Origin of the sequence: Actinospineispora spinosispora DSM 44797 (assembly GCF_000429025.1) — a bacterium.
GTDB classification, from domain to species: domain Bacteria; phylum Actinomycetota; class Actinomycetes; order Mycobacteriales; family Pseudonocardiaceae; genus Pseudonocardia; species Pseudonocardia spinosispora.
Genome location: NZ_AUBB01000021.1, coordinates 195,470 through 220,614, shown reverse-complemented (window position 1 = coordinate 220,614; position 25,145 = coordinate 195,470). Strand labels below are relative to the sequence as shown.

At 69.3% G+C, this 25,145-nt stretch carries 23 protein-coding genes; 10 read left to right on the top strand and 13 right to left on the bottom strand.

Features of this window, described 5'->3' with window-relative positions; genetic code table 11:
* Genes G406_RS0109585 through G406_RS0109575 form a run of 3 tightly spaced genes read right to left on the bottom strand, consistent with a single transcriptional unit; the run spans position 1 to position 3,169 of the window.
* Positions 1-768, bottom strand: a complete 768-nt coding sequence (locus G406_RS0109585) for a glucose 1-dehydrogenase (protein ID WP_028933659.1) — start codon at positions 766-768, stop codon at positions 1-3.
* Positions 765-2,273 (bottom strand): aldehyde dehydrogenase family protein, encoded by a 1,509-nt coding sequence (locus G406_RS0109580; protein ID WP_028933658.1) that lies wholly within the window; start codon positions 2,271-2,273, stop codon positions 765-767. The genes G406_RS0109585 and G406_RS0109580 overlap by 4 nt, the downstream gene beginning before the upstream one ends.
* A complete protein-coding gene (locus tag G406_RS0109575; RefSeq protein WP_037075799.1) occupies positions 2,270-3,169 on the bottom strand; it encodes a 3-oxoacyl-ACP reductase in 900 nt (299 codons plus the stop codon). Before G406_RS0109575 ends, G406_RS0109580 begins: the two co-directional genes overlap by 4 nt.
* A gap of 197 nt (positions 3,170-3,366) precedes the next feature.
* Between G406_RS0109575 and G406_RS0109570 the strand changes: the two genes are divergently transcribed.
* Both G406_RS0109570 and G406_RS0109565 read left to right on the top strand, forming a co-directional pair.
* On the top strand, positions 3,367-4,530 hold the full coding sequence (locus G406_RS0109570; protein WP_028933656.1) for an acyl-CoA dehydrogenase family protein: 1,164 nt from the start codon (positions 3,367-3,369) through the stop codon (positions 4,528-4,530).
* Positions 4,531-4,549: 19 nt separating this feature from the next.
* Entirely contained in the window at positions 4,550-5,662 is a 1,113-nt protein-coding gene (locus tag G406_RS0109565; protein WP_028933655.1) for an acyl-CoA dehydrogenase family protein, read from the top strand.
* Between the two features lie 100 nt (positions 5,663-5,762).
* On the opposite strand, the gene G406_RS0109560 is transcribed toward G406_RS0109565, so the two are convergent.
* On the bottom strand, positions 5,763-6,872 hold the full coding sequence (locus G406_RS0109560) for an NAD(P)H-dependent flavin oxidoreductase (protein WP_028933654.1): 1,110 nt from the start codon (positions 6,870-6,872) through the stop codon (positions 5,763-5,765).
* An 11-nt stretch (positions 6,873-6,883) separates the two neighbouring features.
* Positions 6,884-8,521, bottom strand: coding sequence for an acyl-CoA synthetase (locus G406_RS0109555; protein ID WP_028933653.1), 1,638 nt, complete (start codon positions 8,519-8,521; stop codon positions 6,884-6,886).
* A 58-nt stretch (positions 8,522-8,579) separates the two neighbouring features.
* Between G406_RS0109555 and G406_RS0109550 the strand changes: the two genes are divergently transcribed.
* Positions 8,580-9,410 carry a crotonase/enoyl-CoA hydratase family protein gene (locus G406_RS0109550; protein WP_037075797.1) on the top strand — a complete coding sequence of 277 codons (831 nt, stop codon included), beginning with the start codon at positions 8,580-8,582 and terminating at the stop codon, positions 9,408-9,410.
* 54 nt (positions 9,411-9,464) lie between these two features.
* Here G406_RS0109550 and G406_RS0109545 read toward each other — a convergent pair whose 3' ends face one another.
* Genes G406_RS0109545 through G406_RS0109535 form a run of 3 tightly spaced genes read right to left on the bottom strand, consistent with a single transcriptional unit; the run spans position 9,465 to position 12,593 of the window.
* Complete coding sequence (locus G406_RS0109545; RefSeq protein ID WP_028933651.1) at positions 9,465-9,926, bottom strand: PPOX class F420-dependent oxidoreductase; 462 nt, start codon at positions 9,924-9,926, stop codon at positions 9,465-9,467.
* Between the two features lie 17 nt (positions 9,927-9,943).
* Positions 9,944-11,497: an acyl-CoA synthetase gene (locus tag G406_RS0109540; RefSeq protein ID WP_028933650.1), complete on the bottom strand. Its 1,554-nt coding sequence runs from the start codon at positions 11,495-11,497 to the stop codon at positions 9,944-9,946.
* A 49-nt stretch (positions 11,498-11,546) separates the two neighbouring features.
* A complete protein-coding gene (locus tag G406_RS0109535; RefSeq protein WP_028933649.1) occupies positions 11,547-12,593 on the bottom strand; it encodes an LLM class F420-dependent oxidoreductase in 1,047 nt (348 codons plus the stop codon).
* Between the two features lie 72 nt (positions 12,594-12,665).
* Between G406_RS0109535 and G406_RS0109530 the strand changes: the two genes are divergently transcribed.
* The 6 genes from G406_RS0109530 to G406_RS59340 all read left to right on the top strand — a co-directional run bounded on the left by G406_RS0109530 (position 12,666) and on the right by G406_RS59340 (position 17,724).
* Positions 12,666-13,643, top strand: coding sequence for a Zn-ribbon domain-containing OB-fold protein (locus G406_RS0109530; protein WP_028933648.1), 978 nt, complete (start codon positions 12,666-12,668; stop codon positions 13,641-13,643).
* A complete protein-coding gene (locus G406_RS0109525) occupies positions 13,643-14,704 on the top strand; it encodes a thiolase domain-containing protein (protein ID WP_028933647.1) in 1,062 nt (353 codons plus the stop codon). Before G406_RS0109530 ends, G406_RS0109525 begins: the two co-directional genes overlap by 1 nt.
* Positions 14,705-15,886, top strand: a complete 1,182-nt coding sequence (locus tag G406_RS0109520) for a thiolase domain-containing protein (protein WP_028933646.1) — start codon at positions 14,705-14,707, stop codon at positions 15,884-15,886.
* Entirely contained in the window at positions 15,883-16,758 is an 876-nt protein-coding gene (locus G406_RS0109515; RefSeq protein WP_028933645.1) for a TIGR03619 family F420-dependent LLM class oxidoreductase, read from the top strand. Before G406_RS0109520 ends, G406_RS0109515 begins: the two co-directional genes overlap by 4 nt.
* On the top strand, positions 16,755-17,189 hold the full coding sequence (locus G406_RS0109510) for a nuclear transport factor 2 family protein (protein WP_028933644.1): 435 nt from the start codon (positions 16,755-16,757) through the stop codon (positions 17,187-17,189). Before G406_RS0109515 ends, G406_RS0109510 begins: the two co-directional genes overlap by 4 nt.
* Before the next feature lie 133 nt (positions 17,190-17,322).
* The gene (locus G406_RS59340; protein ID WP_084215913.1) at positions 17,323-17,724 is read left to right on the top strand and encodes a transposase; all 402 of its coding nucleotides are present in this window, start codon (positions 17,323-17,325) and stop codon (positions 17,722-17,724) included.
* Here G406_RS59340 and G406_RS0109505 read toward each other — a convergent pair.
* On the bottom strand, positions 17,669-18,898 hold the full coding sequence (locus tag G406_RS0109505) for a Glu/Leu/Phe/Val dehydrogenase dimerization domain-containing protein (RefSeq protein ID WP_245607065.1): 1,230 nt from the start codon (positions 18,896-18,898) through the stop codon (positions 17,669-17,671). The two genes, G406_RS59340 and G406_RS0109505, sit on opposite strands and share 56 nt — an antisense overlap.
* A gap of 65 nt (positions 18,899-18,963) precedes the next feature.
* Positions 18,964-19,569, bottom strand: coding sequence for a TetR/AcrR family transcriptional regulator (locus G406_RS0109500; RefSeq protein WP_028933642.1), 606 nt, complete (start codon positions 19,567-19,569; stop codon positions 18,964-18,966).
* Positions 19,570-19,672: 103 nt separating this feature from the next.
* Here G406_RS0109500 and G406_RS45800 point away from each other — a divergent pair, with 103 nt between their 5' ends.
* Entirely contained in the window at positions 19,673-21,202 is a 1,530-nt protein-coding gene (locus G406_RS45800) for an APC family permease (RefSeq protein ID WP_169736662.1), read from the top strand.
* Here G406_RS45800 and G406_RS45795 read toward each other — a convergent pair.
* The 3 genes from G406_RS45795 to G406_RS0109480 form a co-directional block, all read right to left on the bottom strand.
* Positions 21,177-21,770: a TetR/AcrR family transcriptional regulator gene (locus tag G406_RS45795; protein ID WP_037075795.1), complete on the bottom strand. Its 594-nt coding sequence runs from the start codon at positions 21,768-21,770 to the stop codon at positions 21,177-21,179. The genes G406_RS45800 and G406_RS45795 overlap by 26 nt on opposite strands.
* Positions 21,771-21,857: 87 nt before the next feature.
* On the bottom strand, positions 21,858-23,015 hold the full coding sequence (locus G406_RS0109485; protein ID WP_028933641.1) for an acyl-CoA dehydrogenase family protein: 1,158 nt from the start codon (positions 23,013-23,015) through the stop codon (positions 21,858-21,860).
* On the bottom strand, positions 23,012-25,030 hold the full coding sequence (locus G406_RS0109480; protein ID WP_028933640.1) for an acetate--CoA ligase family protein: 2,019 nt from the start codon (positions 25,028-25,030) through the stop codon (positions 23,012-23,014). The genes G406_RS0109485 and G406_RS0109480 overlap by 4 nt, the downstream gene beginning before the upstream one ends.
* Positions 25,031-25,145: the final 115 nt, after the last annotated feature.

Here is a 25,145-nt window from a genome sequence, read left to right as displayed (position 1 = left end):
CTAGGTGACGTTGAGGGCGTGCGTAGCCGTGGCACCGCCGTCAGCCACGAACTCCGCGCCGGTGCAGTACCGGCTCTCGTCGCTGGCCAGGAACAGCACGAGGTTGGCGATGTCCTCTGGCTCGCCCACCCGGCGCAGCGCGAGCTTGCGTCCGACCGGGCCCAGGTCCAGCTTGTGGCCACCGACGGCGTCGCTGATCAGCTCGGTGTCGATCATGCCAGGGTGCACCGAGTTGACCCGGATGCCGTCCGGCCCGAGCTCGAGCGCCGCGACCTTCGTCATCCCTCGGATGGCGAACTTGCTGGCCGTGTACGCCGTCAGCATGGGTGCGGCGGCCAGCCCCTCGACCGAGGACAGGTTGACGATCGAGCCGCCCCCCGCCGCGCGCAGCGCCGGGACCGCGGTACGCATGCCCAGGAAGGTCCCGACCTGGTTGACGGAGATCACCCGCTGGTAGTCGGCGAGCGTCGTGTCGACCAGGCTGCCGAAATGCAGCACGCCCGCGTTGTTGACCAGCACGTGGAGTGCACCGAACGTGCTGGTCACCGCCTCCATCGCCGAGGCCCAGTCGCTCTCGCTGCTCACGTCGAGGTGGGTGTAGGCGGCGGGCTCGCCCAGTTCGTCGGCCAGCGCCTTGCCCGCGTCGTCCGAGATGTCGGCGATCATCACCCGAGCGCCCTCGGCGACGAACCGCCGGACCGTGGCCGCGCCCATGCCCCGGGCCGCGCCCGTCACGAGCGCGACCTTGCCGGCCAGCCGGGGCGTCACATCAGTTCCTCGGTCAACGGCATCACGACCGACTTGAGCTCGGTGTAGGCCTCGAACGCCGCCAGCCCACCCTCACGACCGAGACCGGACTGCTGGAAGCCACCGAACGGAAGGTGCGGCTCGACCTGGAAGCCGTTGATGCCGATCGTGCCCGCCCGCAGCTTCCTGGCCACCCGGAACGCCCGCGCGGCATCGGTCGTGTAGAGCCCCGCGCCCAGGCCGTACTCGGTGTCGTTGGCGATACGTACCGCCTCGTCCTCGTCGTCGAAGGGCACCACGACCAGGACCGGACCGAAGATCTCCTCACGGGCGACGGTCATCGAGTTGTCGACGTCGGCGAAGATCGTCGGGGTCACGAAGTTACCCGCGGCGAGGTCACCCTCACCTCTGGTGCCACCGGCGACCAGACGGGCACCCTCCTTGACACCGGTCTCGATGTAGCCGAGCACCCGATCGAGCTGACGCTCGCTGATCAGCGCGCTCGCCAGCACCGACGGATCGAACGGGTCGCCGTAGGTGATCATCCCGGCGAGCAGCTGGGTCGCGGCGACGAACTGGTCGTAGACGTCCCGGTGCACGAGCGCGCGGGTGTGCGCGACACAGGCCTGACCGGAGAGGCCCATGGTGACCATGCCCATCGCGGTCATGCCGGCGAGGTCGACGTTCGCGTCCGGGAAGACGATGGCCGGGCTCTTGCCGCCCAGCTCGAGGGAGACCCGCTTCATCGTGCTCGCGGATGCCTCGATGACCTTGCGGCCGATCCCCCGGCTACCGGTGAAGCTCACCTTGTCGACGCCGGGGTGAGAGATCAGTGCCTGGCCGGTCGGTTCGCCGGGCCCCGTCACGACCTGCAGCACACCGGCGGGCAGACCGGCGTCGAGCAGCAGCGCCACCATCCGCAGCACGGTGAACGTCGCGTGCTCCGACGGCTTCACCACCACGGTGCACCCCGCCGCGAGCGCCGGAGCGACCTTCTGCGCGAACAGCAGGAACGGGGCGTTCCACGGCAGGACCGCCGCGACGACGCCGACCGGCTCGCGGAAGGTCATCGCCAGGTGATCGCCGCCCTGGTACGCGGGCAGCGTCTGACCGCCCACCTTGTCCACCCAGCCCGCGTGGTGGTCGAACACGTCGGCGGCGGCGCCGACAGACGTGGCGTAGACCGAGGCGAAGGACAGCGGGACGCCGTTGTCGAGTGCCTGCAGCGAACGTAGCTCGTCCGCGTGGTCGCGCAGGGTCGCGGCGCACCCGTGCAGCAGCCGAATCCGCTCGCCGGCACGCATCCTGGGCCACGGGCCCTCGTCGAACGCGATCCGGGCGGCACGGACAGCGGCGTCGACGTCCGCGACCCCGGAGACCGAGAAGGAACCGATCTCCTCACCCGTGGCCGGGTGCTTGTGTGTCCAGCTCGTGTCGTCCTGGCCGGATCGCCACGTGCCGTCGATGAACATCAGGCCGTCGGGCAGGCCGACGGCCTCCCGGTGGGCGAGGACAGAAAGGCTCACAGCTCCAGTACCTCCGTAGCGGCGAACATGTGTGCGGGGTCCCGGTCGGCGAAGTAACGGCCGACGGTGTCGTTCAGCTCGTTCTGCGTCCACTGCCCGGCGCTCGTGTCGAACCGCTGCTCCACCGTGGGAGCGGCGAGCAGCGCGACCTTCCCACCGTGCACCACGAAGACCTGACCGCTGATCGCGGCGGCTCCCGGGGAGGCGAGATAGGCGACCAGGGGCGCGACGTGGCCGGTTCCGAGTGGATCCTGACCGTCCGAGGGCGCGGCACCGAAGACGTTCTCGGTCATCGCGGTCCGGGCGCGCGGGCAGATCGCGTTCGCGGTGACCCCGTAGCGCTGCAACGAGCGCGCGGCGGACACGGTCAGCGCCACGATGCCGGCCTTCGCCGCGCCGTAGTTGGCCTGGCCCGGCGGGCCGAGCAGGAACGCTTCGGACGCGGTGTTGATGATCCGCCCGTAGACCGCGTTGCCCTCCTTGGACCGGCCTCGCCAGTAGGCGGCGGCATTGCGGCACAGCAGGAAGTGTCCACGCAGGTGGACCCGGATCACCTGGTCCCAGTCCTCGTCGGACATGCTGAACAGCATCCGGTCCCGCAACATCCCGGCGTTGTTGACCACGACGTGCAGCCCGCCGAAGCGCTGCACCGCCGTCTCGACCAGCTCGTCGGCCGTTGCCCGCTCGGCGATGTCGCCGGTCACCAGGACGGCCTTGCCGCCGAGCGCCTCGATCTCGTCGACCACCTCGGCGGCGGCCGTTCCGAGGTCGTTGATCACGAGGTCGGCACCTTCGGCGGCGAGGGCCAGTGCCTCGGCTCGACCGAGTCCGGCACCCGCCCCGGTCACCACCGCGACCTGACCGGCCAGGCCGTTGCCCCTCGACCCGCTCACCATCGTCCAAGTCCTCCTCGACGTGCAGAAGATGCTGTGACGTATCTGGCAGCGAGCAGCCCGGCCAGCGTCTACCGAGAGACTAGAACGAGTTCCTTTTTTGGTCAAACCCGGGTTGACACACGTGCATCTGGAACTCTCCGTTCTCGCCCTCTACACTGTCTAGAACGCGTTTCAGTTTTCCTTGAACGGAGCTACTCATGCACCTTGCGTTCACTCCGGAACAGCAAGCGCTGCGCACCGAGCTGTCCACGTATTTCGCCAGCGTGATGACACCGGAACGGCGGGCCGACCTCACCTCTGGGGAAGGCGAGTACGGGAGCGGCGGAGCTTACCGCGAGATCATCAGACAGCTCGGCGCGGATGGCTGGCTCACGCTCGGCTGGCCCTCCGAATACGGCGGGCGCGACCTGTCCGTCATGGACCAGCTGATCTTCACCGACGAGGCCGCGATCGCGGGCGTCCCGGTGCCCTTCCTGACCATCAACACGGTCGGGCCGACCATCATCAAATACGGCACGCCCGAGCAGCGCGAGTTCTTCCTCCCCCGTATCGCGCGCGGTGAGCTGCACTTCTCCATCGGCTACTCCGAGCCCGAGGCCGGCACCGACCTCGCGTCGCTGCGCACCCGCGCGGTCCGCGACGGTGACGACTTCGTGATCAACGGCCAGAAGATGTGGACGAGCCTCATCCAGCACGCCGACTACGTGTGGCTGGCCTGCCGCACCGATCCGGAGGCCAAGGCCCATCGCGGCCTGTCCATCCTGATCGTCCCGACCGATGCCGACGGCTTCTCCTGGACCCCGGTCCGCACGATGTCCGGTGTCGGCACGAGCGCGACCTACTACTCCGACGTGCGGGTGCCCGCGAGCGCGCTGGTCGGGGAGGAGAACCGGGGCTGGGGACTCATCACCAACCAGCTCAACCACGAGCGCGTGGCGCTCACCTCGGCGGCACCGCTGTTCATCGCGCTCCGTGAGGTCACCGAGTGGGCGCGCTCGACCGGGGCCCTTGACCGCGAGTGGGTCAGGGCTCACCTGGCCAAGGTGCACGCGAAGGCCGAGTTCCTGAAGCTGATGGGCTGGCGTATCGCCTCGTCCGCAGAGGCCTCGCCGAGCCCCGCCGACGCCTCCGCGTCGAAGGTCTTCGGCACCGAGTTCGCCACCGAGGCATACCGCCTGCTCATGGAAGTCCTCGGCCCGTCCGCGACGGTGCGGCTCGGTTCGCCGGGTGAGCTGCTGCGCGGCCGGATCGAGCGTATGCACCGCGCCGCGCTGATCCTGACCTTCGGTGGCGGCACCAACGAGGTACAGCGAGACATCATCGCGGCAACCGCACTCGGCCTGCCGGTCTCCCGGCGCTGACTCCCCGAAGGGAACCGTCATGGACTTCTCCCCCACCGAAGCGCAGGCCGACCTCGCCGCGCTGGCCCGACAGATCCTGACCGACCAGGTCACCCAGGAACGTCTCCGCGCGATCGAGGACGGCCCGAACCGCTTCGACGCGACTCTGTGGGCGGCGCTCGCGGAGGCAGGCGTGCTCGCCGCCGCGCTTCCCGAGTCGGTCGGCGGCAGTGGGTTCGGGTTGTTCGAGCAGTGTTCGGTGCTCGAGGAGATCGGCAGGGCGGTCGCGCCCGCGCCCTATCTCTCCTCCATCGTGGTGGCGGCCTCGGCGCTGTCCCGGTTCGGTACGGCCGAGCAGCGGGACCGCTGGGTCGCACCGGCGGCCGAGGGCACGGTGGTGCTGACCGCGGCACTGGAAGCGGCCGAGCCCGCCACCGCGCCGCGCGCCGTGGCCTCGCCGGACGGAGGCTGGGTGCTCGACGGCACCGCGGTCGCGGTCCCGGACGGCTCGATCTCGGCACTGTTCCTGGTGGCCGCGGACACCCCCACCGGGCGCACCGTCTTCCTCGTCGAGCCCGGGGACGCCGGCGTACGGGTCCGCGCGCAGCGCATGACGGACCTGGACAGTGCGGCGCAGCTGGAGCTCACCGGTGTCGTGCTGTCCTCGGACCGCATCCTCGGCGGGGCCACCGAAGCCGGCGAGGTCGCCGACTGGCTCGTGACCCGTGCAACCGTCGGGCTCTGCGCGCTCCAGCTCGGGATCACCGACCGCGCTCTGGAGCTGACCGCCGAGTACGCGCGCACCCGTGTGCAGTTCGGCCGCCCGATCGGCGGCTTCCAGGCCGTGTCGCAGCGCATCGCGGACGCCTACATCGACGTCGCGGCGATTCGCATGACCCTGTGGCAGGCCGTCTGGCACCTGGACACCGGCCGCGCGGCCGAGGCCGAGGTCGCCACCGCGAAGTTCTGGGCGGCCGACGCCGGTCACCGGGTCGCCCACACCGCGGTCCACCTGCACGGCGGCGTCGGCATCGACGTCGACCACGCACTGCACCGCTACTTCACGGCGGCGAAACGCAACGAGTTCGCCCTCGGCGGCGCCACCGAGCAGCTCGTCCGCCTCGGCACGATCCTGGCCGACGCGAAACCCTGACCGACAGCGTCAAAATACAAGATCACCACCGCGTGAGGGCTGATTCTCTGCCCGAGAACAGCCCTCACGCGGTGGTGATCTTGTCGGACTCGGCCGCGGGTCAGTTCTTACGCAGGTTGTCCAGGCGGTCCAGAGTGGCGGTCAGCTCGGTGAGCAGCGTGTCGAACACATCGGCGACCGGGCGTACCTCGTTCATCCGTCCGACGATCTGCCCGACCGGCATGGCGACGACCTCGGGGTCGTCGGACCGGGTGATCCGGTTGTGCGCGGGACTGACCAGCAGGTTCTGCAGCGGCATGGGCAGCGGCTTCGGCGCGTCGGCACTGTTCCAGGCCTCGGTCCACCGGGTCTTCAGCAGCCGGGCCGGTTTGCCGGTGTAGATGCGCGAGCGGACCGTGTCCGACGAACCGGCGGCGAGCAGCGCACGCTGGGTCGCCGACTCCGGCATGTCGAGCGTGTACTCGCTGGTGGTCAGCCAGGTCGAGCCCATCCACACACCGGCCGCGCCCAGTGCCAGCGCGGCCGCGATCTGCCGGCCGGTACCGATGCCGCCCGCGGCGAGCACCGGCGCCCTGTCCCCCACCGCGTCCACGACCTCGGGCAGCAGCACCATGCTGGCGATCTCGCCGGTGTGCCCGCCCGCCTCGTAACCCTGGGCCACGACCAGGTCCACACCCGCGTCCACGTGCCGGACGGCGTGCGCGGCGGTGCCGGCCAGTGCAGCGACCGGAACGCCGGCCCGATGCGCGCGATCGATCACATCCGGCGGCGGAGAACCGAGCGCGTTCGCGATCAGTGCGATCCGGTGGGTGAGGGCCACGTCGACGTGCGAGCGGGCCACCGAGTGCAGCCAGCCGAGCACCCCGTCCCTGCCCTTCTCGTCGGCGGGCAGCGGGGGGACACCCAGTTCGGTCAGGGTCCGCTCGACGAAGTCCCGGTGCCCCGCCGGGATCAGCGTGTCCAGGTCGACAGGCGTCCCCTCGGTCGGCACGGTCGCCGGCATCACGATGTCGACCCCGTACGGACGCCCGTCGGTGTTCTCGTCCATCCAGTCCAGCGCGCGATCCAGTTCGGCGGCGTCGTTGTACCGCACGCAGCCCAGCACACCGAGCCCGCCGGCCTTGCTGATCGCAGCCGCGACGTGCTCGGACGGGGTGAAGCCGATGATCGGGTGTTCGATCCCGAACCGGTCGCAGATCTCGGTGCGCACGGCGCCTCCGTTCAGTTGATGGATGTGACGGGCGTGGACCGCCTGCGACCGACGGGTTCGTTCGCGGTCGCATGCTCCACGGCCCACCGGTAGTCCGGCTTGCCGCTCGGCGTCCGGCCCACCTCGTCGACGAGCCACAGGACGCGGGGCACCTTGTACCCGGCGATGTACGTGCGCAGGTGAGCGTCCAGTGCCTCGAGTCCCGGCCGGGCGCCGGGCCGGGGCTGGACGACGGCGCCCACCTGCTGACCGAGGCGCTCATCGGGCACACCGATCACCAACGCGTCGAACACGTCGGGATGCGCCTTGAGCGCCCCTTCGACCTCTTCGGGGAACACCTTCTCGCCGCCGGTGTTGATCGAGACGTTGCCCCGGCCGAGCAGGGTCATGGTCCCGTCGGTCTCCATCCGGGCGAAGTCCCCCGGCACCGCGTACCTCGTGCCGTCGACCTCGACGAACAGCGCCTTCGTCTTCTCCGGGTCCTTGTAGTAGCCGTACGGGATGTGTCCGCCGCGCCCCACCTTGCCGACCCTGCCGGAACCGGAGGGCACCTGGCGGCCGTCCTCGTCGATCACGATCACGTCCGCTCCGGGGCTGACCCGGGGACCGCCCGTGGGTCTACTGTCCTTGGACACCATCTGGATGCCGTTGAAACCGGACTCCGAGGAGCCGATCGCGTCGGTCAGCACCACGTTGGGCAGTGCCGCCATGACGCGTTGCTGCACCGCCGGGGAGAACAACGCGGCGTGGCTCGACATCGCCATGACCGAGGAGCCGTCGTAGTCCCCCGCCTCGTAGGCTTCGATCAGCGGTCTCGCCATCGCGTCACCCACGAAGGTCACGATGTTGGCCTTGTGACGATCGATCGCGCGCCAGGCCTCGTCGGCGTCGAACCGCGGCATCAGCACAGCCGTGTCGCAACAGAACAGGGTCAGCAGCACACCCCACTGCGCGGCGCCGTGGATCAGTGGCGGCAGGCACAGGCGAACCAACGCGAAGTCCTTGCCCATCCGGGACTGCTGCCACTCGTCGACGACCCGCACCTTGGTGGCGAAGTCGATCCCTCCGCCCAGAGCGCGCCAGACGTCCTCGTGGCGCCACAGCACGCCCTTCGGCATGCCGGTCGTGCCGCCGGTGTAGAGCACGTAGGTGTCGTCGCCGCTGCGTTCGCCGAAGTCCCGATCGCCGGACCGGCCCACGACGGCGTCCGGATAGCGGACGCCGTGGCCCTCGGGGATCTCCGCTCCGCTGTCGTCCGGGATGACGATCACGTGCCGCAGGGTCGTCGACTCATCCCGAACCGCCGCGACGCGTTCCGTGTAGCGCTGGTCGTGCACGAGCGCCATCAGGTCCGCGTTGTCGTACAGATACCGCAACTCGTTCTCGACGTACCGGTAGTTCACGTTGATCGGGACCGCGCGCAGCTTGTACGCGGCGAGGATGGCCTGCACGGTCTCGACCGAGTTCCGGGCCTGGACACCTATGTGCGAGCCCGTGGTCACCCCGTGTTCCCGCAGGTGATGAGCCAGGCGGTTCGCGTTCTCGTCCAGCTGCGCGTAGGTCAGCTCGTCGGCTCCGCAGATCAACGCGAGCCGATCGGGGACGAGATCGACGGCGTGCTCGAAGAGATCGGCAATGTTCAGTGCCATCGGACAAAACTAGAACATGTTACTGTTTTCGGCAACAGTCCACCTCCCTGGAGTGCCCATGACTTCGAAGTCGCCCGCCACCGGGTCCGCCACCGCCGAGACCGAGCAGCCGCACTGCCTCGTCGAGCGTCAGGGCGCCGTACTGGTCGTCACGATGAACCGCCCCAAGGCACGCAATGCGCTGTCCGCCGACATGATGGCGATCATGCGCGAGGCCTGGAACCAGGTCGACGAGGACCCGACGATCCGGGTCGCGATCCTGACCGGCGCGGGCGGAGCGTTCTGCGCCGGAGCCGACCTCAAAGCCATGACCAGCACCCACCCCGGCGACTCGTTCGCGGCCGGCGGCTGGGACCTGTCGGTGATCGAGCCGCTGCTCAAGGGCCGCAGGCTCACCAAGCCGCTCATCGCCGCGGTCGAAGGGCCGGCCATCGCAGGCGGCACCGAGATTCTGCAGGCGACCGACATCCGCGTCGCGGGGCAGAGCGCCAGGTTCGGCGTGTCCGAGGCGCGCTGGGGCCTCTTCCCGCTGGGTGGCTCCGCGGTCCGCCTGCCGAGGCAGATCCCGTACACGCTGGCCGCGGAGATCCTGCTGACCGGCCGGCACCTCAGCGCCGAGGAGGCCCGGTCCATCGGCCTGGTCGGCAGCGTCGTCCCCGACGGCGAGGCTCTCGCGCGCGCGATGGAGCTGGCCGAGCTGGTGGCGGCCAACGGACCGTTGGCGGTCCAGGCGATCCTGCGGACCATGCGGGAGACCGAGGGCATGCACGAGAACGACGCCTTCGCCGTCGACGCGAAGCTGGGCATGGCGGTCTTCGGCAGCGCCGACGCGAAGGAAGGCCCCCGAGCCTTCGCCGAGAAGCGCAAGCCCGAGTTCCACGGCCGCTGACCGCTCGTGAGTGTTGAGTATGGCTCAGGCCATACTCAACACTCACGAGGTTGGTCAGTAGACGCCGGTGGGCAGCTTGCGGTGGTCCCAGCTGGCCGTTCTCGTCGGGGTCAGCAGGACACCCACCCGCTTCGCGCCGATGGGGCGCAGGCCGTTGCGGCCGTCCTCGTCCAGCGTGCCGGCGAAGCGCTCCGTCACGGCCACGCCGATGTTCAGGACCTCGTCCGGGTCCTCGACGAGCTCGGCGGTGCCCTCGATCGAGACGCCGCGCAGCTCCGGATAAGTCTCGCCGGCCTCGACGAGACAGCTCAACCGAGGATCGCGCCGCAGGTTGAGCACCTTCTGCGAGCCCCGGTAGGTCCAGAAGGCGATCCGACCGTCGATCAGCGCGAACCACATCGGAACCAGATGTGGGTGCCCCGCCGCACCGAGGCTCGCCACGATCACGGTCTGCTGCTCACCGAGGAACGTCTCGATCTCCTCGGCCGACATGGTGATCTGGTCCCTGCGACTCATGCCCGACTCCTCGTCTCTCAGTTGACGCGCTGGTCGTCGGCCCAGTACGGGTCACGCAGCCGTCGCTTGTAGAGCTTGCCGTTCGGGTCGCGGGGCAGCTCCTCCAGGTAGTCGATGCTGCGCGGCAGCTTGAACTTCGCCAGTCGCGTCGCGGCGTAGGCCAACAGCTCCTCGGTCAGCTCGTCGCCCGGCACGGCGTCGTCGACCGGCTGGACGACCGCCTTGATCTCCTCACCCCAGTCGGCGTGCGGGATGCCGAAGACCGCCACATCGGCGACCTTGGGGTGACCCGCGAGCTCACCCTCGATCTCGGCCGGATACACGTTGACCCCGCCACTGATGATCATGTCGGCCTTGCGGTCGTGCAGAAAGAGGTAGCCGTCCTCATCGAGATGCCCGACGTCGCCGAGGGTGAACATGTCACCGATCCGCGCGGCCTCGGTCTTCTTCTTGTCGCCGTGGTACTCGAAGCTCGAGGTGCCCATCTTGAGATAGACAAGGCCGGGTTCGCCGACCGGCTTCTCGGTGCCGTCCTCGTCGAACACCTTCACGGTCGACCCCGGCCACGGAAGACCGACCGATCCGGGCTTGCGCAGCCACTCGTCGGCCATGATGGTCGTGCCGCCGCCCTCGGTCGCCGCGTAGTACTCGACCACGACGGGGCCCCACCACTCCAGCATCCGCCGCTTCACCGACTGCGGGCACGGCGCCGCGCCGTGGATCATCGCGCGCATCGATGTCAGGTCATGACTGGTGCGCTCCGCCTCAGGCAGCGCCAGCAGACGGGAGAACTGGGTCGGCACGAGATGACTGTGCGTCACCCTGTGCTTGTCGACCAGCCGGAGCATCTCGCCCGGCGTCCACCGATCCATCAGCACCGCCGGATGACCGAGCTGCAGCGAGATGACCACGAAGTTCAGCACCGCTGTGTGGTACAGCGGCGAGCCGCACAGGTGGACGTGGTCGTCGTGCGGCGCGATTCCGAAGATACCGAAGAACCACACCGCCGTTCCCGGCACGGCGTCGGGGTCCGCACCGGTCAACGGGCGGCGAACACCCTTCGGCCGGCCCGTCGTGCCCGACGTGTAGAGCATCGGCCCACCCGTGGTGCGCGTGTCCGGCCGTCCCTCGGGCTCACCCGCGCCGAGCCGCGCGAGCGGACGGAACCCCTCGACGGCACCGACCGCGAACCGCGCCTGCGCAGACAGCCCGGCTTCGTCGGCGGCGGCCGAGGCGACCACGCCGAAGCGCTCGTGCGAGACGAACGCCTTGGCCCCGCTGTCCTTCAGGATGTACGCCACCTCAGGCCCGACGAGGTGCCAGTTGACGGCCACGATGTACAGCCCGGTCTGCAACGCGGCGAAGTGCACCGCGACCATCTCGGGACAGTTGGGCATCATCAGCACGATGGCGTCGCCCGCCTTCAGCCCCATCGCCTGGAGGCCCCGCCCGTAGCGGTTCGCGGCGGTAGCCAGCTCGCCATAGCTCAACGCGCTGCCGTCCGGGCCGAAGACCGCCGGTCGGTCAGGTTCCTCCGCCGCGATGTTCCACAGCCCTAGAGCGGTCGTCATGATGCTGCTCCCGTCGATCCCACAGTGACCCAAACTAGAACCAGTTCTATCAGGTCGCGGACGTTTCGACAGCCCCTGCCAGAGCCTTGATCGCGCCGATGTCCTTACATCCGACGATCAGCATGTCCACACCCGAGGCCTCCCAGCGCGCGATTCCGGCACGCACCTGATCGGCCGTGCCGATGATCGCGGTGTCCTCGACGAGCTCGTCGGGCACCGCGGCGGCAGCCTCGGCGCGCTTGCCCTCCCTGAAGAGAGAACCGATCTCGGCGACCGCGTCCGCGTACCCCATGCGGGCGAACACATCGGCGTGGAAGTTCTGCCCCGGCGCGCCCATTCCACCCAGATAGAGGGACATGACCTGCTTCAACCCGGCGATCTCGGCCGTCGGGTCGTCGGTGACGACCACCGGACAGCTGGCCGCGACGGTGAAGTCGGAGCGCTGGCGGCGAGCACCCGGGCGGGCCATGCCCTCGGCCAGCCAGGTGCGGTAGTCGTCGGCGAGTCTCGGCGAGTAGTAGATCGACAGCCAGCCGTCGGCGATCTCGCCCGCCAACGCCACGTTCTTCGGCCCTTCGGCACCCAGCCAGATGGGCAGGTCAGCCCGGAGCGGATGGGTGATCGGCCGCAACGACTTACCCAGTCCGACCGAGCCCTCCCCGGCGTAGGGCAGCGGATAGTGCGGGCCGCCGTTGCGCACCGGCGCCTCCCGAGCCAGCACCTGCCGCACGATCGACACGTACTCCCTGGTCCGGGCGAGCGGCTTGCTGAACGGTGCTCCGTACCAGCCCTCGACGACCTGCGGACCGGACACGCCCAGGCCGAGGACGGCGCGGCCGCCGGACAGATGGTCCAGGGTCAGCGCGTGCATTGCGCATGCGGTCGGCGTGCGGGCCGAGAGCTGCGCGACCGATGTCCCGAGCGACACCCGTTCCGTGCGCGAACCCCACCAGCACAGCGGACCGAAGGCGTCGGACCCCCACGACTCGGCGGCGAACACCGCGTCGAAGCCGGCCTGCTCGGCCGCCACCACTAGATCAGCGGCACCCTCCGGCGGTGCGGCACCCCAATATCCGAGCTGTAGTCCCAGCTGCATCACGACCTCCTCGTCGGTCCCCTGTTCTATCCCATCTTGCCAGTCGAATCGAGAACCTGTTCTACTTAGCGAATGGTTGCCATTGAAAAGCCGTTGGCGGCACCGCTGGAAATCGGGTTCGACTACACACGATCGCTCGGCCCAGTGCTCTCCCGATTCGTCACCGCGCTGCGCGACAGACGGGTGGAAGGCGTGCGGGGCACGGACGGCCGGGTGCACGTGCCGCCGGTGGAGTACGACCCGGTCAGTGGTCAACCGCTGGGTGAACCCGTCGCGGTCGCGTCCGAAGGCACCGTGGTGTCCTGGTCGTGGCAGCCGGAGCCGATCGAGGGCCAGCCCCTCGATCACCCGTTCGCCTGGGCGCTGGTCCGGCTGGACGGCGCCGACACGTCGCTGTTGCACGCGCTCGACGCCGGGGATCCCAGCCGTGTCCAGACCGGCATGCGGGTCCGCGTCCGGTGGGCCGAGGAGACGGTCGGCCACATCAACGACATCGCGTGCTTCGAGCCGGTCGACTCGGGCGACGCCACGCCGGCGACGCCGACACCCGTGCCCGAGGAGCTCGTCGACCTGGTCACCATGGTCACCACCCCGATCCATCTTCACTACATGCACTCGGCGTCGCGGGAGGAGAGCCTGTACCTGCGCGGTCTCAAGGAAGGCCGGGTGATCGGGCAGCGCTGCCCGGAGTGCGAGAAGGTCTACGTCCCGCCACGCGGTGCCTGCCCGACCGACGGTGTGCCGACGGTCGAGGACGTGGAGCTCGCCGACACCGGCACGGTCACCACGTTCTGCATCGTCAACGTGCCGTTCCTCGGCCAGCGCCTCAAGCCGCCCTATGTGGCCGCCTACATCCTGCTCGACGGCGCGGACATCCCGATCCAGCACCTGGTGCTCGGGTGTGCCGCGGCCGAGGTCCGGATGGGCATGCGGGTGCGGGCCAGCTGGCGGCCTCGTGAGGAGTGGGAGCACACCCTGCGCAACATCGACCACTTCCGTCCGACCGGAGAGCCGGACGCCCCATACGAGTCCTATGCGGAGCATCTGTGATGAGCAGCTTCCCTGACGTCGCGGTGGTCGGTTTCGCCCAGTCACCGCAGGTACGGCGCACCGACGGCACGACCAACGGTGTCGAGATGCTGGTTCCGATCTTCCAGGAGCTGTTCGAGGCCACCGGGCTGAGCCGACGCGAGATCGGCTTCTGGTGTTCCGGTTCCTCCGACTACCTCGCCGGCCGGGCGTTCTCCTTCGTCTCGGCGGTGGACGCGATCGGGGCCATGCCACCGATCGCGGAGTCCCACGTGGAGGCCGACGCGGCGTGGGCCCTGTACGAGGCCTGGTTGAAGATTCGCACCGGCGAAGCGGAGACCGCGCTGGTGTACGGCTTCGGCAAGTCCTCGGCCGGCCAGCTGCGCCGCGTGCTGTCACTGCAGCTCGACCCCTACCTGGTCGCGCCACTGTGGCCGGACTCGGTGAGCCTCGCCGCGCTCCAGGCACGGATCGGCATCGAGTCCGGGCAGTGGAGTGAGAAGGAGATGGCCGAGGTGGCGGCCCGCAGCCGCGCGGCCGCGGTCGACAACCCGAACGCCCAGCTCAGCGGCGTCGTGGACCCGGGTGCGCTGCTGGACAGCCCGTATCTGGCCGATCCACTGCGTGCCCACGACTGCGCGCCCGTCACCGACGGTGCGGCCGCCATCGTGCTCGCGTCCGCCTCGAAGGCGACCGAGCTGTGCGAGCGGCCCGCCTGGATCACCGGCCTCGAGCATCGGGTGGACTCCCCCGCCTTCGGAGCGAGAGACCTCGCCCACGCACCTTCCGCCGCCGCGGCGGCCGAGGCGGCCGGAATCGACGGCGTACAGATCGCCGAGCTGGCCGCACCGTTCACCTCGCAGGAGCTGTTGCTGCGGCGTGAGCTCGGCCTCGCCGACGACGTCGTGATCAACCCGTCGGGCGGCCCGTTGTGCGGCAACCCGTTGTTCGCCACCGGCCTCGTCCGGATCGGCGAGGCGGCGAACCGGGTCATGGAGGGCAGCGCACAGCGGGTGCTCGGTCATGCCACCAACGGTCAGCTGCTGCAACAGAACCTGATCTGCGTGATGGAGGGCCGATAGATGGGTGGACAGCTGGCCGCGGTGCTCGGCACCGGACAGACAGCGCACGTGGCCCGGCGCACCGACGTCTCGATGGCGGGTTTGTGCCGGGAGGCGATCGACCGGGCGCTGGCCGACGCCCAGCTCGAATGGGACGAGGTCGACGCCGTGGTGCTCGGCAAGGCGCCGGACCTGTTCGAAGGCGTGATGATGCCGGAGCTGACGCTTGCCGACGCGATCGGCGCGACCGGCAAGCCACTGATCCGGGTCCACACCGCCGGTTCGGTCGGCGGTTCGACCGGTGTTGTCGCCGCGAGCCTCGTGCAGGCGGACGTGCACCGGAAGGTGCTGGCCGTGGCGTTCGAGAAGCAGTCCGAGTCGAACGCCATGTGGGCCCTGTCGATCATGCCCCCGTTCACCATGCCGGTGGGCGCCGGCGCCGGCGGTTACTTCGCGCCGCACGTCCGCTCCTACATCCGCCGGTCCGGGGCGCCCGAACACGTGGGCGCGATGGTCGCGGTCAAGGATCGCCGCAACGGGGCGCTCAATCCGCACGCCCATCTGCACCAGCCCGACATCACCGTCGAGTCGGTGACCGCGTCGGCCATGCTGTGGGACCCGATCCGCTACGACGAGACGTGTCCCTCGTCCGACGGCGCGTGCGCGGTCGTCATCGGCGACGAGGCGGCGGGCGACGCCGTGAAGGCCTCCGGCTCCCAGCCCGCCTGGATTCACGCGACGACGATGCGTACCGAACCGACCATGTTCGCCGGGCGTGACCAGGTCAACCCGAGGGCGGGCCGGGACGCGGCGGCCGACCTGTGGGCGAAGGCAGGCATCACCGACCCGCTCTCCCAGATCGACGTCGCGGAGATCTACGTGCCGTTCTCCTGGTTCGAGCCGATGTGGCTGGAGAACCTCGGTTTCGTGCCCGAGGGCGAGGGCTGGAAGCTCACCGAGGCAGGCGAGACCGCGATCGGTGGCCGGCTCCCGGTCAACCCCTCCGGTGGAGTGCTGTCCTCCAACCCGATCGGCGCCTCCGGGTTGATCCGGTTCACCGAGGCAGCCAGGCAGGTCATGGGTAGAGCCGCCGCGCATCAGGTGGACGGCGCACGCACGGCGCTCGGCCACGCGTACGGCGGCGGATCACAGTTCTTCGCCATGTGGGTAGTCAGCGCCGACAAGCCGGGAGTGACCAGATGAAATTCACCGTCTCGATCGCGATGAACCCGATCGACCAGATCGTCGAGCTGGCCAAGACCGCCGAGCGCTGCGGCTTCCACTCGATCGCGCTGCCGGATTCGATCTTTTACTCGGAGAAGGTGAGCGCCGACTACCCGTACACGCCGGACGGGTCGCGGATGTGGACGAAGGACACCCCATGGGTCGATCCGCTCATCGCCGCCGCCGCGATGGGCGCGGCCACCGAGCGGATCCGGTTCTGTACCCAGGTACTGAAACTCGGCTCCCGGCAACCGCTGCCGCTGGCGAGGCAGGTCGGTTCGGTGGCCAACCTGACCGGCAACCGGTTCACCTTCGGCGTCGGGCTCGGCTGGTCGCCCGAGGAGTTCGAATGGTGTGGTGTCCCGTTCGAGCGGCGGGGTAAGCGGGCCGACGAGTTCCTCGACATCCTGCAGGCGATCCTGGCCGGCGGCATGGTGGCGCATCACGGCGAGTTCTACGACTTCGACGAGCTGCAGATGAGCCCCGCGCCGAGCGAACCGATACCGATCTTCGTGGGCGGTCACACCGAGGCCGGTCTGCGTCGCGCCGCGCGGTACGACGGCTGGACCTCAGCGATGATCAAATACACCGATCTGAAGGACGTCATCAACACTCTCGGCACGCTGCGGAAGGAGAACGGGCGCGCCGACGAGCCGTTCGAGATCCAGGCGATCTGCGTGGACCGGTTCGGGCTGGACGGATACCGCCAGCTCGAGGACATCGGGGTCACCGACTCGATCACGGTGCCGTGGGCGTTCGACGGGATCGGCTTCGACGGCGACCTGCGCGCCAAGCAGGACAGCATCGAGAAGTTCGCCGACGAGATCATCAGCAGGATGGGAGAGCGATGACGGTCAACTGGTCGGGCCCCGAGGAGGAGACACCCGCTCGGGCGTTGTCGAGGCGTTCGATGGACGCCGTGTGCCGGAAGGCCAAGGACGAATGGCTGGCGCTGTTCGCCCCCGACGCGTTCGTGCAGGACCCGGTGGGCCCGTCACCGCTGGACGAGGACGGCAAGGGCCACCACGGCCTCGCGGCGATCTCCACGTTCTGGGACAACACGGTCGCACACACCGAGCGTTTCGAGTTCACCATCCGTGACTCCTTCGCGGCGGGCGACGAGGTGGCGAACGTCGGCACGATCACCTCGTACCTGCCAAGCGACCAACGCATCGACGCGGAGGGCGTCTTCGTCTACCGGGCGACGGAGGACGGCCGAATCCACTCCCTGCGCGCCTTCTGGGAGTTCAACCGCGCCCTCACCACCCTCCGCCCCGCCTAACCTCCCCCTCGTGAGTGCTCCGGGCGCCTATAGAGCCTGTCTGAGAACTGGTGTGGCCGGTTTGTGGTAGGCGGCTGTTGCGCAGTATTCGGGTGGGCGTGGGCGTGTCGTAGGCCCTGACGAGGGCGGGCTCTTGATATCGCCCCTCGCCACGATCGGGCCCACGCTGTGGTTGTGGCTGTATGACCGGCCGGCCTCGGTACCCGACGATCTCACCGACACGCAGTGGGCGATCTTGGAACCGCTGCTGCCCATACCGTTGTCGCGATCCGAGCTGGGAGGACGACCGGAAAAACACCATCGCCGAACCATGCTCGACGCGATCTTTTACGTGCTCGACAACGGCATCAAATGGCGAGCACTGCCCGCGGACTTCCCACCCTGGTCCACCGTGCACGGCCTGTTCACCCGCTGGCACCGCGAACACGGACCCCACGACCTGCTCGACGCACTACGCACCCAGCTACGCCGAGGGCTAGCTAGCCCTCGGGGAACCGGTGCGAGACCTCCTCCAGCCGCGAACTCGCCAGGGTGAGGGCCGCCGCGCGTGGGCTCGTGCGGTGGAGGTCGGCGTGCGCGAAGACCTCTTCGCTCAGTGCACCGATGCGGTGCGCGAGCTTGGCGAACGAAGCGTCGGCCGTGCCGTCGATGTCACCGAACAGGACCCACCACCACCAGGCGTTGGTGCCGGAGTTGGCCAGGAAGTCGGGAGAGATGAGCACACCACGGCCGCGCAGCAGCTCCTCTGCCTCCGGTGTGACCGGCATGTTCGCGGCCTCCACGATCACCGAGGCCGCGATGCGGTGCTGGTTGTCCGCGTCGATGCAGTAGGAGGTCGCCGCCGGGACGAGCACGTCCGAGGACACCGTGAGCCACTGTTCGCCCGGCAGCTCGGTGTCGCCGGGGCGCAGTTGAGCGCGGTCCATCTCGCCGCTGGGAGTGCGAGTGCGCAGTAGCCGCTCGACATCGAGACCCGCCGGGTTCGCCACCACCCCACGGACGTCGCTGATGCCGACCACACGCACCCCGGCACGGGCCAGGTAGCGGGCGGTGGCGCCACCCATCGACCCGAAACCCTGCACGAACGCGGTGGTCGAAGCCGGGTCTGATCCGATGTGCCGCAACGCGGCGAACGCCGCCTCGGCGACGCCGTACCCGCCCACCAGCTCGTCGAGCGCGACGCCGTCGACAACCGCGGCGAACGCGGTCCGCATCCGCTCGCGTGACTCCTCCGGATCGGCGACCATCCGGTAGGCGGCCTGCACCGAACTGTCCAGCCCACTCGCGTGGACGCCCCGGTCGACGGCCTCCTGCCGCACGCCGAGGTCCTCCCCCATGGTCCATCGCCGTTCGATCAACGGGCTCATCGCGCAGAGGTAACGGAACAGCACTCCCTCGGCGTCCGGGTGGTACGGGTCGAAGTCGATGCCACCTTTCGCGCCGCCGAGCGGCACGTACCGCGCCTCCGGCTCGAAGTGAATCGCCTCCTTCAAGGTCATGCCCCGCGCGAGCCCTCGCACCTCGGTGAGGGTGCATCCCGACCGCATCCGCAGTCCGCCGCTGCACAGGCCGCGCACCAACCGGTCGATCACCAGGTACCCGCGCGCGGCGGTTTCGGTGTCGTGCCAGGTGGCCTCGAAGTAGGGACGATCCACCGCCGTGTCGGCTTCCTCCGAGATCGCATTGGGCAGGACGAGCACCACAGCCACCTCCGGACGTTTACTGACTGACCAGACAGTTAATAACATCGTGGGATGCCCCGGTCAACAGTGAGTCATGCGCCGGGCGTCAGGCCCACCTCGGCGCGGAGGGCGGAGTCGACCCAGGTCTCGGCACGGGAGCGGATGACCGGGTTGTCGAACGCGACCCGCTGGACGGCCAGTCCGTCGATCAGGGCGGTCAGCCGCCATGCCGCGCCGACCGGGTCCTCGGAGCGGAACTCCCCCAGTCTCACGCCATCGGCGATGAGCTCGGCGATGACGGCGCGCCACCGCTCGTCCAACGAGTGGATCACCGAACGAAGTGACTCGCTGCGCAGGCCCGCCGACCAGCCCTCGATCCACAGTCGCCAGCTCTGCGCTGAGCCGGTCGGGCCGTATTCGCGCAGGGCCGCGCGCAGGCGTTCCAGGGTGCTCGGCGCGTCAGCGGCGAGGAGGTCGTCGAGCGCCACGAGATCGCGTTCGGTGGCGTACCGGAACGCACTGACGATCAGGTTGTCGAGGTTCTCGAAGTGGTAGAAGACCAGCGCGGAGCTGATTCCGAGGCGCTGTGCGACGTCGGCGCCGCGCAGCGCGGCGATGCCGCGCTCGCTGATCAGCTCCAGCGTCACACCGAGGATCTCGCCACGCCTGACGTCGGCTTCCTTCTTCGTCCTCGGCACCCGGTCACGCTACCCGCTCTTGACACCGTGTGACCGGCGTCGCATCGTATTGCCCTAACTGTCTGATCAGTCAGTCAGTCTCTGGTCAGAACTGGGAGGCTCCGTGTCCGAACCCGTGGCGCTCGCCGACACGACGGATCAGCGCACCACCCGGACGCCCCGGCGCGGGCTCGGGCGGTTCGACGTGTTCTTCCTGCTGCTCTGCTCGCTGGTCGGGCTGGACACCATCGGTTCGCTCGCCGCCGCCGGTCACGAGGCGTTCACCTGGCTGTTCGTGCTCTCGCTGCTGTTCTTCGTGCCGTACGGACTGATCGTGGCCGAGCTGAGCGCCACGTTCCCGCTGGAGGGCGGGCAGTACACCTGGACGCGGCTCGCGTTCGGGCGCTTCGTCTCCGGCGTCGCGCAGCTGGTGTACTGGCTGTCCAACCCGGTCTGGGTCGGCGGCACACTGTGCGTGGTGGCGCTGACGACCTTCGAGAAGTTCGTGCACCCACTGCCCGGACTCTGGACCTACCTGGCCGGGCTGGTGTTCATCTGGGCGGGCGTGCTGTGTACGTCGGTGTCGCTGGCGGTCGGCCGCTGGGTTCCGGCGATCGGCGGGATCGCCCGGATCGTCCTGCTCGGGTTCTTCTTCGTCTCCACCGTCGTCTACGGCGTGCAACGCGGCGTCCAGGAGCTGAACCTGTCCGACTTCAGCCCCACCTACCTGGGGTTCATCGCCCTGGTCCCGATCATCGTGTTCACCTTCGTCGGCTTCGAGGTGTCGAGCTCGGCCGCCGAGGAGATCGAGAACCCGCACCGCACCATCCCGCTCGGGGTGCTGCGCTCGGGGGTCCTGTCGTTCCTCATGGTCGCCGCACCGGTCGCGGGAATACTGCTGGTGCTGCCCGGCGCGCAGGTGAGCAATCTCGGCGGGTTCGTCGATGCGTGCAAGGCCGTGTTCACCGTCTACGGCGGGCAGATCAACGCGGACGGCACCGTCACGTTGACCGGGTTCGGCGCCGTCGTCGGTGTCCTCGCCGCGCTCGGCCTGATCGTCGGGCTGTTCACCAGCGGTGTGTCCTGGGCGCTCGGGGAATGCCGGGCACAGGCGGTGGCCTGCGCGGACGGTGCCGGGCCGCGCTACCTGGGTGTGCTGTCACCGACCCGAGGGACGCCGGTGCGGATCAACGTGTTGTCCGGTCTGCTGGCCAGCGCCGTCATGGTCGCGGCGCTGAACTTCACCGACGGTGACTCCGGCAAGTACTTCAGCGCGGGGCTCAACCTGGCCATCTCGATGACCATGGTCGCGTACCTGACGGTGTTCCCGACACTGCCGGTGCTGCGCCGTAGGTTCCCGGACGTCGCCCGGCCGTTCACCGTTCCGGGAGGCAGGCTCGGCGGGTACGTCGTGTCGGTGTTGTCCACCTCGATCGTGGCGTTCACCCTGTCCCAGCTGCTCTGGCCCGGCGTCGGTATCGGCTGGTTCGGGTCGAGCGGTTCCCCGGACGACGCGCTGCCCTCGGCATTCGAGGGGCAGCGCTGGACCTACGAGGTGACCCAGCTGGTGCCGTTGGCGCTGTTCCTCGCCATCGGCGTGGCGTTCTTCCTGATCGGCCGGTGGGAGACTAGCGGGCGATCACCTGGTCGATGAAGGCCCGGCAGGTGTGGCGCATGGTGTCGAGCGACATGGCCTTCGCCGAGAGCAGCACCTGCATCGCCAGACCATCGACCATGCCGATCAGCATGTTCGCGAGCAGCTCGGGGTCTCCCGCCCGGGCTGTTCCGGCCTGTTGAGCCGCAACGATGGTGGCACGCACGAGTTCACGCCACTGCCCGTACAGCTCCTCGTTGGTCTTCTGCAGCGCCCGGTCACGCATACCCTCGGCCCACAGATCGGCCCAGACCCGCCACGCCCGCAGGGACGCACCCCGGTTCGGCAGGTACGAGTCGATGATCTCGATGAGCATCTCCAGCGGCTCGCGGTTCTCGTCCCGTAGCCACTGGCGGCGTTCCAGCGAATGCCGGAAGTTGTACTCGAACGCGGCGTTGACCAGCTCGCGCTTCGTGTCGAAGTAGTAGTGGATGGTGCCGGAGCTGACCCCGGCCACCCCGGCGACGTCGGTGAGCCGCAGCTCCTGCAGTCCGCGCTTGGCGATCACGCTGCACGCCGCGTCGAGGATCTGCTTGCGACGTTCGACTTCCACGTTGGGCCGAGGCATGATCGTTCTCCCTGATAACCGGTCAGCCGATCAAATCCTACGACGTGCGGCCGGGCCGAGGGCGGCCGGAACCACCCCCGTCGCCCGTCAGGGGGTCAGGTTGCGGGAGATGACCAGCCGCATGATGTCGGAGGTGCCCTCCTCGATCTCCTCCAGCTTCACGTCCCGCATCCACTGCTCGACCGGGTGCTCCCTCGAGTACCCCCAGCCGCCGAGCGTCTGCACCGCCGCCCAGGTCACGAACATCGCGCTCTCGGTCGCGGTCAGCTTGGCCATCGCGGCGAGCCCGGTGGCCCGCTCGCCCGAGTCGATGACCCGTGCCGCGTGGTGCACCAGAAGCCTCGCGGACTCGATCCGGGTGGCCATGTCGGCGAGGCGGAAGGCGACCGCCTGGTGCTCGATGATCGGAACCCCGAACTGCTTGCGGGTCCGCGCGTACTCCAGCGCGTACTCGTAGGCGGCGCGCGCGGCACCGAGCGCGGCCGAGCCGAGGACCACCCGGGAGATGTCGAACGTGGTCATCAGGCCGTAGAAGCCCTGGCCCTCGTCGCCGAGCCGCTGCTCCTCCGGCACGAAGACGTCGTCGAAGAACATCTCTCGGCAGACGATCGCGCGCTGACCCATCTTGCGCATGGGCTGGCCGAAGGACAGACCTTCGCTGTCCTTGCGCAGCAGGAACGCCGTGACCCCGGCGGAGCGCTTCGTGCGGTCGGTCTTGGCGAACACCACGTAGAGCTCCGCCGCGCCCGCGTTGGAGATCCATGCCTTCTGACCGTTGATCCGATAGCCGCCGTCGACCCGACGCGCGGTGGTGACGATCGACGCGGCATCGGAGCCCGAGTCCGGTTCGGTCGTGGCCAGCGCGGTCATCGGGGTGTCCGGGCCGGCGAGCGGGGTGAGCCAGGCGCGCTTCTGCTCCTCGGTACCCAGGGCAAGGATCGGATCGGCGAAGAAGCCGTTGGAACACACCAGGTTCCCGATGCCCGGGTCACCCCAGCAGAGCTCCTCCTGCACGAGGCACTGGGTGAACACGTCGGTGAAACCGCCGCCGCCGTACTCGTCAGGGAGCATGAAGTCGGTGATGCCGACCTTCGCGGCCTTGGCGAACAGGTCCACCGGGGTGACGATGTCGGCCTCGTCCACCTCCCGTCCGCGCGGACGGATCTCCTTGGCCGCGAAGTCCCGGCACAGCTCGACGATCTGGCGCTGCTCGTCGGTCAACGACCATGCGGAGGTGCTCTTCATCGTTGGTCTCTCCTGATGATCAGGGCGTCCACGGCAAGGACGCCGTCGGTTCCGACACGGACCGGGTTCAGTTCCAGCTCCGTGATCCAGTCGTTCGCGGTGACATACCGGGACACGGCCGACACCACCTCGGCCAGCGCCTGTGTCGCCACCGGAGGACGGCCGCGCCATCCGGCCAGCAGGGTCGCGCAGCGCAGCCGGTCGAGCATGTCGGTCGCGGTCTCGGAGCCGAGGGGGGCAAGCTCGACGGTGGTGTCCGCCCACACCTCGGCCTCGGTGCCGCCCGCGCCCACGAGGACGACCGGCCCGAATCCGGGGTCGCGGCGGGCGCCGACGAGCATCTCGACGACGTCCGGCCGACGGTCCTGCTCCTCCAGCACGTACTCCCCCGGGCCCAGCGCGGCGTACATCCGGTCGAACGCGGCCAGCAGCGCCTCGGTGTCGGTGATCCCCACCGCGACGCCGCCGACCTCGCTCTTGTGCGCCACCCAGCCGGCCTTGAGTACCAGCGGCATCCGCAGCCCGGTCCCCAGAAGGTCGTCGCGGCAGCGGACCTGGCGACCGTCGGGGAACCGGACGCCGTGCTTGCCCAGTGCCTCCCGGGCCGCCCAGTACCCGTCCACCGGTTCGTGCTCCGGCTCGGGGAGCGGCGGCATCGGTTCGGTCCCTCTTGGCCGCAGCGCGGCCAGCCCGGCCAGCGTCCGCATCGAGGAACCGATGTCGCCGAACGTGGGCACCCCGGCGCTCCACAGCTGCGCGGTACTCGTGCCCGGTTCGGCCATGCTGTGCACGACCAGGGCCTTGCCGTGCCTGTGCGACACCGCGCCGAGCTGCCGCGCGATCTGCCGCTCGTGCTCGGCGAGGCCCGGAACGTCCTCGGCGTAACGACCGAAGTAGCCGGTCAGCACAGCGGCGTCGATGGTGTCGTCGGCCAGTACCGCCTCGACCGTGTCGGCGTAGCTGGCCAGGTCCCGCTCGCCCGCACCCGCGAGATCCACCGGGTTGCCGGTGGCCGCGCCCTCGGGTAGCGCATCGGCGAGTCGCTCGTGCAGCCCGGCGGGGAACGCTGGCACCACCAGCCCGACCGCGTCCGCCAGGTCCGCCGCCACACCGCCCTGTCCGCCGCTGTCCCCGACGACCGCGACCCGGTGCCCGCGTACGCCCACGCCGGTGAGACAGGCACGGGCGAGGTCGATCAGCTCAGCGGGTGTCCTCACTCTCGCGACCCCCGCCATCCGGCACGCGGCGTCCACGACGTCAGTCCGGGAGGTGAGTGAGCCAGTGTGGGATCGGGCCAGCCTGCTGCTCGCCTCCCCCGCACCGACGGTGAGCAGCAGCGTCGGTTTACCGGTCGCGCGCAGCGCGGTGAGCACGCCGAACAGCTCCTCGGCCTCGGTGAAACTCTCCAGGTAGAGCGCGATCACCCTGGTCGGCTCGTGCTCGGCCAGATCAGCGAGCACCTCCGCCGCCGAGACATCGGACTGGTTGCCGATCGACACGAAGCGGGAAATCCCCAGACCGACCCGGGCCCCGAGGATCGCCAGCTCCGATCCCAGCTGACCACTCTGCGAGACGATCGCCAACGGCCCCGCCTCGAACCGGCCCCAGGCCAGCTCCAGCTCGGTCGCGGCGTCGAAGATGCCGAGGCTGTTCGCGCCGAGCAGCCGTGCCCCGCCGTCGCGGACCCGAGCCGCGAGCGCACACTCGTCCGGCACACCCGCCGTGATGCCGAGGAACCCCCGGACGCCGAGAGCGAGCCCTTCCTCCACGACCCCGGCGACCATCGGCGCCGGCACACACAGCGCGACGAGCTCCGGCGCCCGATCCAGTGCGGTGATGCTCACCGAGCAGGGGCGGCCGAACAACGTGCCGGCCCGCCGGTTGACCAGCTCGACCGCGCGCCGATGGCTACCCCGCAATGCGCCTCGGGCCAGCCAGTACCCCCATTTCGTCTCGTCCTCCGAAGCACCGACCACGGCGACCGACGCGGGGTCGCGGAACATCGACAAGCTCATAACTGAGTCACCAGTCAATTATAGTGGCCGCTTCGCCGATGCCGTCAAGAGCGAAAACTGGCTGTTGACAGGCACTACCGACACCACGAACATAACTAACCAGCCAGCCAGTTAT

Coding starts and splice junctions, on each gene's coding strand:
- G406_RS45795 (WP_037075795.1), bottom strand. CDS start 21,770: ATGCCTCGGCCCAACGTGGAAGTCGAACGTCGCAAGCAGATCCTCGAC.
- G406_RS0109515 (WP_028933645.1), top strand. CDS start 15,883: ATGAAATTCACCGTCTCGATCGCGATGAACCCGATCGACCAGATCGTC.
- G406_RS0109575 (WP_037075799.1), bottom strand. CDS start 3,169: ATGGTGAGCGGGTCGAGGGGCAACGGCCTGGCCGGTCAGGTCGCGGTG.
- G406_RS0109540 (WP_028933650.1), bottom strand. CDS start 11,497: ATGACGACCGCTCTAGGGCTGTGGAACATCGCGGCGGAGGAACCTGAC.
- G406_RS0109530 (WP_028933648.1), top strand. CDS start 12,666: ATGGTTGCCATTGAAAAGCCGTTGGCGGCACCGCTGGAAATCGGGTTC.
- G406_RS0109545 (WP_028933651.1), bottom strand. CDS start 9,926: ATGAGTCGCAGGGACCAGATCACCATGTCGGCCGAGGAGATCGAGACG.
- G406_RS0109555 (WP_028933653.1), bottom strand. CDS start 8,521: ATGGCACTGAACATTGCCGATCTCTTCGAGCACGCCGTCGATCTCGTC.
- G406_RS0109485 (WP_028933641.1), bottom strand. CDS start 23,015: ATGAAGAGCACCTCCGCATGGTCGTTGACCGACGAGCAGCGCCAGATC.
- G406_RS0109525 (WP_028933647.1), top strand. CDS start 13,643: ATGAGCAGCTTCCCTGACGTCGCGGTGGTCGGTTTCGCCCAGTCACCG.
- G406_RS0109570 (WP_028933656.1), top strand. CDS start 3,367: ATGCACCTTGCGTTCACTCCGGAACAGCAAGCGCTGCGCACCGAGCTG.
- G406_RS0109550 (WP_037075797.1), top strand. CDS start 8,580: ATGACTTCGAAGTCGCCCGCCACCGGGTCCGCCACCGCCGAGACCGAG.
- G406_RS0109480 (WP_028933640.1), bottom strand. CDS start 25,030: ATGAGCTTGTCGATGTTCCGCGACCCCGCGTCGGTCGCCGTGGTCGGT.
- G406_RS0109520 (WP_028933646.1), top strand. CDS start 14,705: ATGGGTGGACAGCTGGCCGCGGTGCTCGGCACCGGACAGACAGCGCAC.
- G406_RS0109565 (WP_028933655.1), top strand. CDS start 4,550: ATGGACTTCTCCCCCACCGAAGCGCAGGCCGACCTCGCCGCGCTGGCC.
- G406_RS0109535 (WP_028933649.1), bottom strand. CDS start 12,593: ATGCAGCTGGGACTACAGCTCGGATATTGGGGTGCCGCACCGCCGGAG.
- G406_RS0109510 (WP_028933644.1), top strand. CDS start 16,755: ATGACGGTCAACTGGTCGGGCCCCGAGGAGGAGACACCCGCTCGGGCG.